Below are 15,897 nucleotides of genomic sequence, written 5' to 3'. Positions count from 1 at the left end.
TGACATGACAAAAAAAGCCGATTTTTTTTCAAGGATGGGCGAACAGCATCCGGAGCTGGACACGGAGTTTTTGAAAAGGGTTCACGACTGGGCCGTTTCCAAAAAAAAGGCTGCTTTGGGGTCGGGTGAAGCCGAAGGCCATCCCGACCGCTCCCTGGAAGTGGCGTCAATCCTGGCCGACATGAAGCTCGACACCGTGAGCGTCGCCGCCGGGCTTCTTCGGGACGCCGCTGGCGAAAACGGGGCGGCGCGCGAGGAAATCGAGACCCTTTTCGGGGCCGACCTGGCGGGGCTGGTGCATTCGGTTTCCCGGATATCGGGCCTTTCATTCAATTCTGGCCGCGAACGCCAGGCGGAGATCATCCGCAAGATGATCCTGGCCATGTCCACGGACCTTCGGGTGATCCTCATCCATCTTGCCGACCTCCTTTACCGGATGCGGAACATAGAAGGCCTTGCGGGTGAAAGACAATCTGACCTTGCGGGTGAGACCCTGGAGATCTACGCCCCCATCGCCAGCCGCCTGGGCATCTACTGGATAAAAAAGGAGCTGGAGGACCGGGCCCTGAAGGTTCTCCATCCCACGGAGTATTCCGCCATAGAAAGCCGCCTCATAACCGAGCGCGGCGAGCGGGACATCTTCATAGCCAAGGTCAAGGCCGAAATAACCCAAAGGCTGGCCAGGGACGGCATAACCGCCGAGGTGAAGGGCCGCTACAAGCACATCTACTCCATCTTCACCAAGATGCGCCGACAGAACCTGCCCTTTGAGGAGATTTACGACATTATAGCCTTCCGGGTGATAGTGGAAAGCGTGCCCCAGTGTTACCAGGGCTTGGGAAGCATCCACAGCCTGTGGAAGCCGGTGGAAAACAAGTTCAAGGATTACATCAGCCGCCCCAAGAGCAACATGTATCAGTCTTTGCACACCACGGTGATCGGGCCGGGCGGGCGGCGTATGGAGGTCCAGATCAGGACCGGCGAGATGGACGCCATCGCCGAATCCGGCGTGGCCGCCCACTGGAGCTACAAGGAGGGCAGGCGGCCCGATCCCAAGACCCTGGCCGCCATCGCCTGGGTTCAGAACATAGTGGACCAGCAGCAGTCCATAACCGATCCGTCCGAGTTTCTGGACAACGTGCGCATCGAGCTTTTTCCGGACGAAATCTACCTTTTCACGCCAAAGGGGGACGTGCTGGCCCTTCCCAAGGGCGCGACCCCGGTGGATTTCGCCTTTGCGGTGCATACCCAGGTGGGGCACACCTGCGTCGGCGCAAAAATCAACGGTCGCATGGTCCCTTTGAAAACCCGCCTGGAAACGGGAGATTCGGTTGAAATCATCACGGCCAAAAACCAGCACCCCAGGAAGGACTGGCTCACCTTCGTAAAAACCGTGAAGGCCCGCGCCCGTATCCGGCAGTGGATAAAGACCGAGGAGCGGGAACGCAGCCTTTCCATGGGCCGGGAGCTTTGCGAAAAGCTCTTCAGAAGGAACAAGCTGTCCTTAAACAGCCTGATAAAGTCCGACAAGTGGCCGGACGTTCTGTGCGCTTTCGGGGTGAAGGCAACCGAGGACCTTCTGGTGGAGGTGGGTTACGGCAAGGTGACGCCTCTCCAGATACTCAACCGCCTTCTTCCCAAGGAGGGCGACGAGGAGAAGAAATGCGAACTCCCCGCCTCCGAGGCCAGGGAAGCGCCAAGAAAGAAGGTGGGGGGCGGAATCACCGTGAGGGGGGCGGACGGCATCCTTTTGAGGTTCGCCAAATGCTGCAACCCGGTTCCGGGCGACGCCATCACGGGCTACATAACCCGTGGTTTCGGCGTTACGGTGCATAGGGCGAGCTGCCCCAACGCCCGCGCTGCCTGCGACCTGGAGCGGGTGATAGAGGTTGCCTGGGAGGGCGAGCCCGAAGCGGCCTACCCGGTGCGCCTGAGAATCATTTCACGCGACAGGGTGGGGCTTCTGGCCGACATCACCGCCGCCATAACCAAGATGAAGGCCAACATCCTTTCGGTGAATTCCACCAGCGACGTGGCCAGGGGCATGGCCGACGGCATTTTTATCGTGGCGGTGCCGGGCAGGAAGCAGCTTGACCTGGTTGTGAAGGAAATCAGGAAGATACAGGGAGTTCAGGATGTAAAGCGGCTGGGCGGATAACAGCCTGTCTAAAACGCGAACTGCTGTGTCAGGCATCAAAGCCAATTTCGGTCACGTACGAACATCCTGATTTAGCCCAAGAACTCTGCGATTTCTTGGGCGGGTACGCTCCCTCATTGGCTTTTCGCCTTCCTTGCACTTCATCGCCAATATTCAGACTGGTATCCAGGCTGCGCATTCAGCCTTTTTCAACGGGCGGATGACGATTTTAGGGCAATGCGTTCAGACCGAAAACATTTTTCGTTGAAATTCGACATGTTAAGGCAAATCCGTTACCTGATGGAACGAGGAGTCCAAAAATGAAAAACGTTCTGGTTACAGGCGCTGCCGGGTTTATCGGCTCACACGTGGTGCGCGACCTTCTTGAAAGCACCGGTGCGCGGGTGCGGGCGGTGATCAGGCCCGGCGAAAAGGCCTCCAGCCTGGAAGGGCTTGATGTCGAGAGGATGGAGGGGGACATCCTGGACCGGGGCTTTGTGGACCGGGCCATGAAAGGGGTCGACACGCTCTTCCATCTGGCGGCGGTCTATTCGGTCTGGATGCCGGACTGGAAACCTTTATGGGAGATAAACCTTCAGGGCACGCGGAACGTCCTGTGGTCGGCTATAAAACAACAGGTGCAAAAGGTGGTCTATACTTCGAGCGTTTCGGCCATAGGCGTGCTGCCGGGCAAAACGCCGAGCGACGAAACCACTCCGTTCAACCAATACGGTCTTCTACACCACTACGTGCTTTCCAAATACCTTTCACAGCAGGAGGCCTTGGGCTTCGCCGCAGCCGGGCTCGACCTCACCGTGGTCAACCCCGCGTTTCCTTTCGGCGAAGATGATAAAGCCCCCACGCCCACTGGCCAGGCCATGATCAATATGGTGAAGGGACTCAGCAGGTTCGACTTTCCGGGGGGGATCAATCTGGTGGACGTGAAAGACGTGGCTCGCGGCCATGTCCTGGCCGCAGAGAAAGGCCGGTCCGGGGAGCTTTACATCCTTTCAAACCTGAACGTGACCATAAAGGAGTTCTATCTTTTGGTCTGTCAGGCCGCAGGAATCGAGCCCAAATGGACCCCCAAGGTCCCCACCTTTCTGATGCGCGGGTTGTCCGGCCTGCTTACCGAATGGTCCGACAGGGTCAGCCAAAGGCCGCCGCTTTCAACCCCTGCGGATATTCGCTATGCCTCCAATTATCTTTTTTTCGATAACGGAAAGGCGGTAAGGGAACTCGGCCTCAGCTTCGCGCCGGTTGGGCCATCTTTGGAGCGCTCGGTGGCCTGGTTTCGAAAAAACGGATACGTTTGAACGGACATGGAACGTGAAGATTCCCCCGGACACGCGCTTAGGGGCTGTTTCCAAAAAAATTTTTGCATTCGGTCGCGCCTTCATCCCCGCCGACTGCGTTGTGCTCCTTGCGGAATAGCGAGCTATTCCTCAGTCACGCGCCTTGTCGGCGGGGCGAATTCGCAACCTCGGTGCCACAAACTTTTTCCGGAAACAGCCCCTAAGTCATCAAGCGCCCTGATCCATTTCCAAAGCCTGGCCCGTTTCCTGCCCTCCGTGCACAAGTCCGCGATAATAATCGGTTTCCCGCAGATTTTCCAGGTCCGTGTCGTGAGAGACAAGGGCGTAGTCAGAAAAGCCTTCGGCCAGAAGCCTTTTAAGCCACTTTACGGCGCTGTCCCTGTCGTTGGTGCGGGAGTAAAGGCACATGAGGTTGTAAATGGCCGCCATGTTTTTTTCGTTCAGGGCAAGGGCTGCGGAAAAGTATTCCCTGGCCCTGGGATAATTTTCCTCTTTCATGGCGATGAGCCCCAGGTTGTTCTTTATTTCACCCACCTTGGGGGCGAGCCTTTCCGCCGCCAGATATGCGTTTATGGCCCCCTTGTAATCGCCCATCCTTTCCAGGTTGACTCCCAGTTCCAAGAGGGCGGCAGGGTTGGCTGGATTTGTTTTCAGCGAGGCCGCAAGTTTTTCCGCTGAAGCCCGTGCGGCCCCGTACCTTGCCTCAAGCCTCAAGCCTCGTTTTTCGGCGGTCTTGCACAAGGGGTTCAAGGGATCGACCGCAGAAGCCCGCTTGTAGACGGAAATGGCGCTAAGAGGCCTGCCGGTCAGGTTTTCCATCACCGCGAGTGTCAAGAGCGCGTCCACGTTCTCCGGGTCCAATGAAACGGCCTTTGCGTAGAGGGCCTTGGCTTCGCGGTATCGGCCAAGGCGATACAGGCTGTGGCCCCAGTTGCTGAGGGCCGAGGCGTTTTCCGGGTCAAGCTGCGCCGCCTTTTCAAAATTTTCGCCTGCCTTCCGGTAAAGATACAGCTGGGCCAGGGCGGTTCCCATGCTCTCGTAAACCAGGGCCATGTCGGGGGCCTGGGCCTGGGCCAAACGAAGGTGGTTCAAGGCCTTTTCGGGCTTTTTTTCGTGGAGGAGGATTCTGCCCGCAGTAAGCTGGACCAGGGGATCGCCGGGCGAGGCCTTGAGGGCCGGGGCGAGGGTTGCGCGGGCCTTGTCAAAGTTCCCCAGCTTGGCCAGCGCAAAGGAGCAGTTGATGAGGGGCATGTAGTCGCGGGGGCCGAGCCTTACGGCCTCGCGGTAGGCTGCAACTGCCTCTGTTAGCTTGTCGATGTCCGGGTGTTCGAGTATCCGCCCAAGGTTGAACCAGGCATCGGGGTCCAAGGGGTCCAGCTTCACCGCCTTCCGGGCCTCGCCCTCAGCCTCGGCGAGCCTGCCTTCCCTGTAGAGGGCGACGGCCAGGCTGTAACGTGGCCGGGCCTTTTGGGGCGACTTTTTCACGGCGTCCTGCCACATGGAAATGGACCCCGCCCACGCCTCGTTTCTTACGCGGGTTCCGAGTCCCGAAGCCAGGACCAGGATGATGCACAGGACGACCGCCCGGCGGCTGTTTTTGAAGACGCTGAAAATCGCCATCACCACGGCGAGGAAAAAGAACAGGGACGGCAGGTAGAGCCTGTGCTCGAAAACCATCTCAAGGCCGATCACCGAGGATTCCATCACGAGGTTTCCGAAAAACCACAGGATGGAAAAGGAGAGAAGCCTGTGCCGCCTGGCCAGAAATAGCGGTGAAAGGGCTGCGGAAAAAATGAAGAGGGCGGAAAAAAACGTTGTGACCGGCGAAAAAAGACCGGTGGAGAGGGGAAAATCGTGGTCGAAATTGAGCCTTTCCGGCAGGGGCGCGACAAGTATGGAAAGATAGTGGACCACCACCCTGGCCTGGGTAAGAAGCCGCTCGGCCATGGTGAAGTTGCGCACCTGATAAGGCCCGGCAAGGCTTTGCACCGGATGAAGGCCCATGGCGACAAGTCCCACGGCCAACAGAAAGACCATCGAGAGCAGAAAATACGCCGCGCCCCGGCGCTTGAGCCATCCCGTGTCCAGGTCCTGAAAGAAAAACCACTCGTACAGAAGAAGGAAAAACGGCAGCATGGCCGCGTTTTCCTTGGAGCCCGCAGCAAGGAGGGCGCAAAGGCCGCAAAGGGTGAACCAGGCGGCGCGAAAACCGGCGCGGGCGCTTGATCGGGCCTTTATATAGGCCACGAAGGCCGAAAGATAGAAAAAGGCGGCCAGGATGTTCATGCGCTGGACGATGTAGCTCACGCTCTGGGTCTGGACCGGGGAGAGCATCCACAAAAGGGCCGCGCAAAAGGCTATTGTCCGCCGGTTTTTATGCAGGCGCTCGGCGGTTCCGGGGGCTCCCAGAACCAGGAACAGCAGAAGACAGGCCATGAAGGCAGTGGCCGCGTGCAGGGCGACGTTGACCGCGCGGAAGTTTCTTGTGGAAAGCCCGGCCCGGTAATAATCCAGGGCAAAGGTCAGCTTGGGGACCGGGCGGTTGGGGGAGGGCCCCAGAAAGGCCGCATCGCAGAGGGCGTTCGGAGAAAGGCTCGTCACCCGGATATACCGGTTGTCGCCCAAATGGTCGCCGTCGTCCAGGAAAAACGGGCCGTCAAGGGCGTTTTGATAACATGCGAAGGCGGCAAGAATAAGGATCAGAAGCGCCGCCGGGCCGAATAATCTGTCGTGTCGCAGGGCCACGTGTTCTTCTTTCATGCGTCGGGTGATTTCGCCTTGCCGTGTTTTTCCAGTGTCTGCCGGTATTGGGGGGTTTTTACGAAGTTTGCCAGATCGCGGTCTGCGGCAAGGGCCCGGAAGTCGGAAAAACCCAGGCCCAAAAGCCTGTCGAGCCACAGGGCGGCCTTCCTGAAGTCGCTTTTCACCGAATAAAGGCAGACCATGTTGTAAAGCGCCGCCATGTTTTTGGGGTCTTGGGCCAGGGCCTCTTCAAAGGCCTTCTGGGCCGCCGGGTAGTGCCTGCGCTCCAGTTGGGCGAGGCCTAAGTTGTTCAAGAGCACCGGGGAGCCCGGCGCAAGGGCCAGGGCCTTTTCCAGAAAGGCCACCGCCTCGTCGGCCCGGCCTTTTTCCCGGTAGAGCACCCCAAGCCGGTTGTAGATGGCGGGGTTTTCCGGGGACTGTTCCAGCTTTTTGGTCAACCCGGCGATTTCAGGGTCGGTGGCCGAAAGGGGCAGCGCCAGTGAAGGCTTTTCCGCCTTTTCCCCGACGGCCGCCAGCCTTTCCCATATCCCCTGGGCGTGCGGGTCCAGCCGGGCCGTTTTCCGATACAGGTCCGCAGCCTCTGCGATATTACCCGAATTGAGCCTTGCGTCACCCAGTAAAATCAGGGCGGTGGTATCATCCGGCTTGTCGCGCAGTATTGTCTCGAAATGCGTGGCCGCCCTGTCGGGTTCCTTTCGGGCCAGAAGAATGCTCCCCGCGTTAAGGTTGGCGAGATAATGGCCGGGGGCCATTTTGAGGAGCCTCGCCCACAGGGCCAGGGCCTCTTCGGAACGGCCCGTCGCGGCCAAGGCCCCGGCAAGGCCGTTCAAGTTGCTGAAATGCCTGCTCCTGATGGAAAGGGCCTTGTGAAAAAAGGCCATCCCCTCTTCCTTGCGCCCCAGGGCCGCCAGGGCCTTCCCTTTTTCCAGCCGTTCGCGGATGAATTCCTCATCCATTGCAATGGCCGATGTGTAAGGGTTGATGGCCTCGGAGAACCGCCGTTTTTCCATCAGGGCAAAGGCCAGCCCGGACCAGGCCCTGGCCGAATCGGGGTTTTTTTTCGCGGCGTCCGCAAAAAAAACCGGGCCGTCGCCCCAAAGCCGGTTCCGGGCAAAGGAGGCGGATGAAAAAAGAAGGCCGGCCACGCATATCGCGGCAGTGGCGGTCCTCCTCTTTTCAAAAACCGCGAAAAGGCCGAGCGCCATCAGGGGGGTCAGCGCAACCGAAGGCAGGTACATCCTGTGCTCGAACACCATTTCCAGGCCCACAGCCGTTGACTCTATGGCAAGCGTAGCGAAAAAGAACAGCACGAAGAATGAGAAAAGCCTCAGGCGCCTTGCCAAAACCACTGCGGCCACAGCCAGTATCAGGATGAAAAAAATGGAACATGCCGTGGATATGGGGGAAAAAAGCCCCGAAGACACCGGAAAATCATGAAACAGATTCTGGCGGCCCGGAAGGGGCAGGAGGAAAAGCGAAAGGTAGAACACGATCACCCTGGCCTGGGTGAAAAGCCTCTCCTCCAGTGTGAAGTCCCGGATCGCGTAAGCCCCTGCCATTGTTCCCGAAAAATCGAACCCGGAATAGGCCCATGCAAGAAGGAGAAACACCATTGCGGCGAGTATGATCCAGTGGAGCCTGTATAGGAGGAACCGGGGCGAAAGGTCCCGAAAGAAGAACCATTCATAGAGGATGAGCAAAAAGGGAAGAACCGCCGCGTTTTCCTTGGATCCGAAAGCCAGGACCATTGAAATTGCCGAACCTGCGAAGAGCCGCGCCGCATGCGAGGTGTCTTCGCAGGTTCTTGCCTTGGCGTAGAAAAAGAGGCTCGAAAGGGAAAAGAGCGCGGCCAGGATGGCCATTCGCTGGACGATATATGAAACCGCCTGGGTCTGAAGGGGATGGCACATCCACAGGATGGCCGAGAAAAAGGCCGCCGGAAAGGCCAGGGCGGCTGAACCGGGCCGCAGCGAAAAGGTGGTTTCCAGAAAGAGGAAGAGCAAAAAGGCCGTAAGCGCGTGGAGGATTATGTTGGTGACGCGGAAACCGGACGGGTTGACGCCATAGGCCAGGTGGTCCATGGCAAAGCTCAGCATGGCCAAGGGTCGGTTATGGGAAGGCCCGGACCACGCCGCCTTCCAGAGCGCGGAGGGCGAAGGCTTGGTGATCAGAACCCCCGGGTTTTTCTGCAGATGATCGGCGTCGTCCAGGTAAAACGGCCCCTTTATGGCCGGGGCGTAGAGGCAAAGGGACAGAATGATGAAAAGTGCTAAAACCGAAAGGCCGCGCCATACCGGCCTTGGGTTTTCATTGCCGAATATTTCCGTTGTCTTCATGGGCTTTGAGCGTTTCAGGAAGTGGGTGCGGAAAGCCGGAGAAGGGCCTGCTGGGCGGCCTGGGCCGCTTCCATCTGCTCCGGGGCCTTGGGCGGGGTCTGGACCGTCTGTCGGTAATATTTTCGCGCCAGGTCCTTATTGCCCATTTTTTCCAGTATCAGGCCGAGGTTGAACATGGTCACCGAGTCTTCCGGGAACAGGGCGAGGGAGGCCTCAAGATGTCTGGCCGCCCGTTTAAGGTCGCCCATGTCCGAATAGGCGATGCCGATGTTGTTGTGGGCCTTGGCGAAGCCGGGGTCCAGGGCCAGGGCCTTTTCAAAGTAGGGCAGGGATGCCTTGGGGTTTCCCATCATATAGAGGCTCCGCCCGGCGTTGAGCCATATGGAAGGATTGCCCGGCTCGATTTCCACCGCGCTTTGCACCAGGGTGAGGGCCTGGTCGAAATTGGCCAGGGCCGTTTTCCTGTCGTTGTCCTTGAAGGCCGCCCGGCCCTTTCTCACCATTATATATGCCATGTTGGCAAGGGCCAGGGAATGGTTGGGATTGATTTCGAGGGTTTTCCGATAGCTGGCCAGGGCCTCGTCGTAGCGCTTTATGCGCGGATTTTCCAGGGCCAGGCCAAGGTTGAAGTAGCCCAGGGGCGAGTTGGGATCGAGGCTTATTCCCCGCTGGCAGTAGCCGATGGCCTCATCGGGCCTTCCGTGGGAGGTGAGGGTGGCGCAAAGGTTGAAATGGGGACGGGCCTTGTTGGGGGATTTTTTCACCACGTCCTGCCACAGGGCAAGATCGTCCGCCCAGACCTTGTTTCGGGCGATGGTCCCGATGGAAAGCAGTACGCAGATCAAGGCCACCAGGGTTGCGGCAAGGCTTATGGGCTTCACCCGGCCAAGGATGAAGTGCGCCGCACCAAGGAAAAACAGCATGGAAGGCAGGTAGGTCCTGTGCTCGAAAACCATTTCAAGGGGCAGGAAACTGGATTCTATCAAAAGGTTGCCGAAAAACCAGAAAATGCAGAACGAGTAAAGCCTGTGTTTTTTTGCGGCGGCAAAGGCCCATACAAGCACCCCGAACAGCAGAATGATTGCGATGAAGGTGGACGGCGGCGAAAAAAAGCCCAGGGACTTCCCGAAGTCCCAGTCCAGATTCATGCGGGAAGGCAGGGGCAGAACCAGCAGGCTGGCGTAGAGTACCACCACCCGGAACTGGGTGAGAAGCCTCTGGGACAGGGTGAAATCCCGGAACTCGTAAGGCAGGGTGAGAATCCGCCCCGGGTCGAAATTGGTGTAATAGAGTCCGGCCACCACCAGAAGCGCCAGGGCCAGGCCGATGAGCGGCAGTTTTTTCATTAACCAGCTTCTGCTCAAATCCCTGAAAAAGAACCACTCGTAAAGGGCCACCAAGACGGGAAGGGTCGCTGCGTTTTGCTTTGAGGCTATGGAGCAGCCGAAAAAAAGGAGGCTCAAGGCGAAAAAGGCAAGGCTCTTCCGGCGGTTTTCGTCCAGGCGGGCCGCAATGTAACAGGTGAACGACATGATGTAAAACATGGCCGCCATGGAGGCCATGCGCTGAACTATGTAGGATGCCACGTTGGTGGCGAGCGGGTGGACGAGAAAAATCAGGGCGGTGGCCAGGGGAACCCACCGGGCGGCCTTGCCGGTGTCCGAAAGAGCCGGAGTGCGAAGGGTAAGCCTTGCGAAAACGAAAAGCACCAGGGACGTTATCACGTGGATCATGACGTTGACCAGGTGAAAGCCCCTTACGTCAAGGCCGCTTGCGTAATGATTTAGGGCAAAGGAGATGTTGGGCAGAAAACGGGTGGAGGAGGGCTCGGAGGTGGCGGCTTCCTTGAGAGCCCCAAGGCTTAACTCGTAGATGCGCACCTTGACGTTGGCCACAATGTTGCTGGCGTCGTCGAAAATGAACGGGGCGTCCAGGGTCTTGGAATAAAGCAGAAAACCTATGACCGGAAACAGGACCAGCGCCCATGTGAGAGGGTCGGCGAGCCAGGGGTATTTTTCCGTCGCAACTTCCTTTGAAGCGGGCTTGGGATCGATTGCGGCGCGGGGCTTGCCGCCCGGCTCGCCCTGGGGCTTTTTTCGGGCCATTAAGGCCATCCTTTCAAGCGTTACTGGTCGTCAATCGGGAAAGGTCCGCCGGTTTAGGCCCGGATTCATTTCAAGGGTACGAACCGGGCTTTTCTGTTAGCAGCCTGTTGAAAATGACTGGAAGTAAGGCCCGCCAAAAAACGATGAGTTGCAAGGCTAAACTGCAAGCCAATGAGTAAGCGTACCCGCCCAAGAAGTCGCAGAGTTATTGGGCTAAATCTGGTTGTTCGTACGTGACGGAATTGGCTTTGAAGTGCGAACACTGCCAAATCGCGTTTTTCGACGGGCCTTTAGAGAATGTTCATCATACGCAGTAATGTTGCCCATTTCAAGGCATTCCTGCCCTGTCGGGTGAAAAAAATGCGAAAAAAGCGCTTTACAAATTTTTCACCATCGGATAAAGAGCGGTGTTTGCAACATGCGCGGGGCGGCTGAAAAAATCGCGCACGAAAAGGTTTTACATCTCGCCGAGTCCGTTAACTATCAGGGATTCCGCGCAATTATCTTCTAAGGAGAGAGTCATGTCCAGAATGTGCGAACTTTGCGGAAAAAAGCCCGAAGTGGGCAACAATGTCAGCCATGCCCACAACGTGAGCAAGCGCCGCTTCAACCCGAATCTCCAGAAGGTGCGCACCGTGAAAAACGGCCAGTCGGTGCGGATCGTGGTCTGCACCAAGTGCATCAAGGCCGGGTTCGTTGTAAAGCCCCTTGAGAAGAAAAAGGCTCCTGCAAAGCCCTGATTTTTCATAGGCTGTCGCAAAAGGCCAGCCCGATGGATTTTTTGGTCTTTTGTTCCGGCGTGGCAGCTTTTGGCTGAAATTTTTACGGCACACACCGGCATATCCGGGTGTGCCGTAGTTTTTTTGAGGACCCGGCAACCGCCTTGACGGAAGCTCCGTCAAAGGGGATGATGCGGGCAAAAAAACGCCCCGAAAGGCACGGACGCTGTCCGGTCTTTCGGGGCGTTTCTGTTGACGGAAAGATTTTAACTTTTGATGGGCGCAGGCAAGCTCTTCAAGGGCTCCACGGATACTTCCGCCACGTTTTTTGGCGGCTCGAAGAACACTATGGTGAAGCCGATCTTGCCGCCCGGAGGTATGACGGCGTTTGTGTTGTCGTCGCCTGCGGCCTTTTGAAGGCGGACCGAAATCTCCTCCTCGGTAAGGGTGCGCATGTCCTTCACCGTGGGGGTGTTGCCGCAATAAACGCTTTCAGTCGCCCCTTCAACCACCTTGCCGGTGTCGTCGAAAAGCTCGGCGGTCACCTGGAGGTTGCTGCGGGCCTCCTTGTAGTTGTTGGTGAGCTGCCCCACAACCACGATGATGTCGCCGCCGGCCTTGAGGTTGGTTTCCTTCCTGGCCTCCACCTCGTTTGCCGCGATGGAAAGATGAAGGGTTCCGTAGGTGTCCTCAACCGCCACAGGGGGCGGCGGCGCGGGCCGGTACAGGATTTTGGCGGCAAGTATGGCGATGCCTGCCAGCACTGCTACAGCCAGGATGAGGGCCAGCACGATTTTCCAGGGAAAGGGCTTCCGTGGGCGACGGGCGGGCTTGGCCGCGCGTTCTTCCGGGGCTTCCTCTGCTGCTTCGTCGGTGAAGGTCTCCTCGATTTCCTCCATGGCGGGCTGATAAGGCCTGTCCTCGGAAACGAAAGACTCCTCGAAGGCCATGGTGGCCTGGGCGTCGAAGGAGGGGTGCGGAACTTCCATTGTTGGAGGCGGGGGAGGCGCGGGCTTGGCACCCGGCTTTCCGGGCTCCATGTCCATGGTTTCCTCGGAATCGAATTCGAGGTCCATGGATGAGGGCTTGGCAGCGGGCTTGGGCGCGGCCTCTTCTGCGGCGTCCATGGAAAGTTCGAAGCCGTCCAGGTCAATGGCCAGATCGTCGCTGCTGCTTGCGGTTGTCGCGGCTGCTGCGGCAGGCTCTTCGGCCTCCAGGTCGCCCAAGTCCCCAAAGTCGCCAAGGTCGAGATCGTCAATCCCCCCCTCCAGAGCGTCCGGCTTGCCCGAAGGTTTGCCGGGCGAAAGCGGGGGCTCATCGTCAAGGCTTAAGGACAGTTCATCGCCGGAAACATCGGACGGCCCGGATTCAAGGTCGCCCAAGTCCCCAAGGTCATCCAGGCTGAGTTCCAGATCGCCAGCCGGGGCCGCTCCCTTCGCCGGGGCCTCTTCTTCGAAGTCGCCCAGATCGCCCAGGTCTCCCAGGTCGTCCAGGCCAAGGTCCATGTCGTCGCCTTTTGGCGGCGGGGCCGACGCTTCCTCCTCCGGTTCCAGGTCGGGCAGGGACAGTTCCATGGTTGCGTCAAGGGGAGGCGCGCCGGGCAGATCGAGGGAAAGCTCGTCGCCCATGTCTGAGCCTTCAATGGCGGCCAGGGCCTTTCTGACGTCGTCCTCGTCTTCAACGTCGTCCCTTTTGCGCGACGGGGCCTCTTCCTCCATTCCAAGGCCGGGCATATCAAGATCGAGATCGAGGTCCAGGGAAAGCTCTTCGGTTCCGCCCCTGTCCTCCGGCGCTTCGGCTTCCAGGCCGGGAAGGTCGAGGTCGAGGTCGTCGGCCTTGCCCGACGGGCCCTCATCCTCACCAAAAAGCGCGCCAAGCTCCCCGAGATCATCTTCCTTGGACGTGGTCGGCGGGCCGCCAAGGGCGTCCTCTATTTCGCCCGCCAGGTCGGGAAGCTCGCCCAGGTCATCATCCGCCGCCATTGCGGAGGGCTTTGAGGGCTTTTCGGGAGGCGCGGTTGCAAGGTCGTCGTCTTCGAGATCGCCAAGCTCACCCAGGCTGTCGTCCTCCAGGGGCGGAGGCGCGGCTTTTTTGGGCGGCGCTGGAGCCTTTGGCCTTGGGGGGGGCGGCGGTTCGGGAGCCTTGGGCGTCATGGCGGCAAGATCGTCGTCCAGGCCCGATTCCAGGTCTGAAAGGTCGGGAAGGTCCAGGCGCAGGTCGGGCTCGGCTGCGGGAGCCTTGCCGCCGCTGGACGCCAGGGCTTCATCCAGGCCTTCTTCCAGGTCGGGCAGATCCGGAAGCTCCAGATTGAGGTCCAGATCGTCCGCAACTTTTCTGGATGCAGAGCGGGAAGCGACAGGGCCCACCGGAAAGACGTGCCGGCAATTGGCACAGCGAACCTTGACCTGCTTGCCCTTGATGAGGCTGTCGTCAAGGCTTAATCCGGTGGAGCAGTTCGGGCAGGTGACGATCATGACAGTATCCCGATCTTAGGGTTTTATTTCGTATATCGCAGGCAGGCTGCGGTATTGTTCGGCCATGTCCAGGCCGTAACCCACCAGAAACCCCCGGTTCACGCGGAAACACCGGTAATCCACGTCCACGGCCTTTTCCCGGCGCTCATCCTTGTCAATGGCCGCGCACACCTTAAGCGAGCGGGGCGAAAGCAGGGCGAGGCGCTTTTTGAGAAAATCAATGGAAAGGCCGGTATCAATGATGTCCTCCACCAAAAGGACATCCTTTCCCTTTATATTGAGCTCCAGGTCCTTGGTAAGGCTGATGCTTCCCGCCGATTGGGTGGAGCCGCCGTAGCTTCTGGCCCTTACGAAATCGATCTTGTGCGGCGTGGTTATCTGTCTGGCAAGATCGGCCAGGAAGATGAACGCGCCGTTTAAGACTCCCACAAGAACCAGGTCGGCACCAGCGTAGTCTTCCGAAATGCGCCGGGCAAGGTCCCGGACGCCGCGCGCTATTTCGCTTTCGCTGAATACGGGATAAAGGTCCGGCATGGAGCCCATGCAAACGCCGCCGCCCGGAAAAAGCACCCGATGGCAGGCCGTAAGTGTATTTTTTGAATTCAATCCCCTTATCTATTTGACATATAAAAAAAAAGAGTTCCTGTCAATGGTGTTCGCCGTAATTGTGAATTAATACTCTTATCGGGCCGATTGTCATCACAATCCGGGCATTGGCTGCGAAACGGGCGTCGCCGCCCGGATGGCCGGAAAGCCTGCATCTTCCGGGCGTCTCCCGCCTTCGGTCATGCCTTTGTTTTGTATTTCGGCCCGGTTACGCTGATTGGCGCGATGTTGTAGAGAGCGCTTCCGGTTGCGAGCCCGATGCCTTTCAGAAAGGGATGGTCCCTGCCCATAAGCTCGCGGGTTCTTTCGGAATAGTAGTCCACCGGGTTCCTTGAGGGCGGCTTGTGCCCGGCCCTTTCCCTTAGGGTCATTGCACAGGTCTTGTCGCACTTTGTTACGCACAGGCCGCAGCCGATGCACTTGGCGTAATTGATCTGCGCCTTTTTGGCCTTGCCCTTGCCGATCATGGATATGGCTTCCATGGGGCAGATTTTCGCGCAAAGGGAGCAGCCGTTGCAAAGGTCCGGGTCTGTAACGGCCTCGAAGTGGCTCCCGACGATCACCGTCGGGATGTTGTAATCCTTGAGCATCCGCAAGGCCCCGCAGCAGCAGGTGCAGCAGGAGCACACCTGCATGGGGTCGGTGAGGTTGTCCACCATGTGAACGAGGCCAAGGGAGGTCGCGCGGGCCTTGGCTTCCATGAACTCCTCTTTCGAGACCCTCCGGGCAAGGCCTTTGTCTATGGCCAGGTCCGCAAGATAGCCCATGCCGGAGCACACGTCCATGCCACGTCCGCAGCCCTTGCCAATGAGTTCCTTTTCACGGCGGCAGGCGCAGACGTTCACCAGGCAGAAGCTCTTGTTCCTGTCAACTATCTCGGAGTACCTGTCCGTGGCAAGTGGCATCACCCCGGAAGACCGGGTGATGGACTGCTCCACCGCCACCACGCGCCCGAACCGGAGGTCCTTTCCAAGGGTCTTGGGTTTGATCCAGGTCATGTATTCTTCGTAAAGGTCCTCGAAAATTTCCGCAAAGCGCTTAAAGTGCGTGAGGTCCTCTCCCGCGTTTTTGCTTCGTATCATCTGGAACTCGTAAACCCCGGGCACCAGCATGGCGAACATGTAAAGGGTTACGCCGGCGGCCTTTACGCTGATCATCAGCAGACGCTCGGCCATGGAATCCAGTATGGGTTTCACCTCGGCAAGGGGCCTTTTGAGCTTCTTGGCGATCATTTCCGCAGGCTTTGGCGTGAAGGAGAGCGCACAGGCCACGTCCGCCTCTTCTTCGGTGTACATGTGGGCCACCAGCGCTAAAAGGGCGTCTCCCACCATGGCGTCGGGAAAGGTTTTCTTGAACATGAACTTTTCGGCAAGGCGTCTGTGGGCCTGGGTGACGGGCATGGCAAGTTTTCCCCCGGTTTGGTTAAGCGGTTTGTTTCAAG

At 58.5% G+C, this 15,897-nt stretch carries 9 protein-coding genes; 3 read left to right on the top strand and 6 right to left on the bottom strand.

From position 1 onward, the window contains the following. The first annotated feature begins 4 nt into the window (after positions 1-4). A complete protein-coding gene (locus HZB23_16745) occupies positions 5-2,158 on the top strand; it encodes a bifunctional (p)ppGpp synthetase/guanosine-3',5'-bis(diphosphate) 3'-pyrophosphohydrolase (protein MBI5846306.1) in 2,154 nt (717 codons plus the stop codon). 299 nt (positions 2,159-2,457) lie between these two features. Beyond that, entirely contained in the window at positions 2,458-3,453 is a 996-nt protein-coding gene (locus HZB23_16740) for an SDR family oxidoreductase (GenBank protein ID MBI5846305.1), read from the top strand. Between the two features lie 207 nt (positions 3,454-3,660). Here HZB23_16740 and HZB23_16735 read toward each other — a convergent pair whose 3' ends face one another. Genes HZB23_16735 through HZB23_16725 form a run of 3 tightly spaced genes read right to left on the bottom strand, consistent with a single transcriptional unit; the run spans position 3,661 to position 10,657 of the window. After that, positions 3,661-6,213 (bottom strand): tetratricopeptide repeat protein, encoded by a 2,553-nt coding sequence (locus HZB23_16735; GenBank protein ID MBI5846304.1) that lies wholly within the window; start codon positions 6,211-6,213, stop codon positions 3,661-3,663. Further along, a complete protein-coding gene (locus HZB23_16730; GenBank protein MBI5846303.1) occupies positions 6,210-8,552 on the bottom strand; it encodes a tetratricopeptide repeat protein in 2,343 nt (780 codons plus the stop codon). The genes HZB23_16735 and HZB23_16730 overlap by 4 nt, the downstream gene beginning before the upstream one ends. Before the next feature lie 14 nt (positions 8,553-8,566). Beyond that, a complete protein-coding gene (locus tag HZB23_16725; GenBank protein ID MBI5846302.1) occupies positions 8,567-10,657 on the bottom strand; it encodes a tetratricopeptide repeat protein in 2,091 nt (696 codons plus the stop codon). A gap of 521 nt (positions 10,658-11,178) precedes the next feature. Here HZB23_16725 and HZB23_16720 point away from each other — a divergent pair. Next, positions 11,179-11,397 carry a 50S ribosomal protein L28 gene (locus HZB23_16720; protein MBI5846301.1) on the top strand — a complete coding sequence of 73 codons (219 nt, stop codon included), beginning with the start codon at positions 11,179-11,181 and terminating at the stop codon, positions 11,395-11,397. Positions 11,398-11,642: 245 nt separating this feature from the next. On the opposite strand, the gene HZB23_16715 is transcribed toward HZB23_16720, so the two are convergent. From HZB23_16715 to HZB23_16705, 3 genes are all read right to left on the bottom strand, one after another. Then, positions 11,643-13,850 carry a zinc-ribbon domain-containing protein gene (locus HZB23_16715; protein ID MBI5846300.1) on the bottom strand — a complete coding sequence of 736 codons (2,208 nt, stop codon included), beginning with the start codon at positions 13,848-13,850 and terminating at the stop codon, positions 11,643-11,645. A gap of 15 nt (positions 13,851-13,865) precedes the next feature. Continuing rightward, positions 13,866-14,384 (bottom strand): hypoxanthine phosphoribosyltransferase, encoded by a 519-nt coding sequence (gene hpt, locus HZB23_16710; protein ID MBI5846299.1) that lies wholly within the window; start codon positions 14,382-14,384, stop codon positions 13,866-13,868. Between the two features lie 251 nt (positions 14,385-14,635). After that, entirely contained in the window at positions 14,636-15,856 is a 1,221-nt protein-coding gene (locus HZB23_16705) for a 4Fe-4S binding protein (protein MBI5846298.1), read from the bottom strand. Between the last annotated feature and the right edge of the window lie 41 nt (positions 15,857-15,897).

Source organism: Deltaproteobacteria bacterium (assembly GCA_016235345.1).
In the GTDB taxonomy this organism is placed as follows: Bacteria; Desulfobacterota; Desulfobacteria; order Desulfobacterales; family Desulfatibacillaceae; genus JACRLG01.
This window is presented reverse-complemented; position numbering and strand designations above follow the sequence as displayed.

Excerpts from the sequence above, each read along its gene's own strand:
- HZB23_16730 (MBI5846303.1), bottom strand. The coding sequence starts at position 8,552 with ATGAAGACAACGGAAATATTCGGCAATGAAAACCCAAGGCCGGTATGG.
- hpt (MBI5846299.1), bottom strand. The coding sequence starts at position 14,384 with ATGCCGGACCTTTATCCCGTATTCAGCGAAAGCGAAATAGCGCGCGGC.
- HZB23_16715 (MBI5846300.1), bottom strand. The coding sequence starts at position 13,850 with ATGATCGTCACCTGCCCGAACTGCTCCACCGGATTAAGCCTTGACGAC.
- HZB23_16740 (MBI5846305.1), top strand. The coding sequence starts at position 2,458 with ATGAAAAACGTTCTGGTTACAGGCGCTGCCGGGTTTATCGGCTCACAC.
- HZB23_16735 (MBI5846304.1), bottom strand. The coding sequence starts at position 6,213 with ATGAAAGAAGAACACGTGGCCCTGCGACACGACAGATTATTCGGCCCG.
- HZB23_16720 (MBI5846301.1), top strand. The coding sequence starts at position 11,179 with ATGTCCAGAATGTGCGAACTTTGCGGAAAAAAGCCCGAAGTGGGCAAC.
- HZB23_16705 (MBI5846298.1), bottom strand. The coding sequence starts at position 15,856 with ATGCCCGTCACCCAGGCCCACAGACGCCTTGCCGAAAAGTTCATGTTC.
- HZB23_16725 (MBI5846302.1), bottom strand. The coding sequence starts at position 10,657 with ATGGCCCGAAAAAAGCCCCAGGGCGAGCCGGGCGGCAAGCCCCGCGCC.
- HZB23_16745 (MBI5846306.1), top strand. The coding sequence starts at position 5 with ATGACAAAAAAAGCCGATTTTTTTTCAAGGATGGGCGAACAGCATCCG.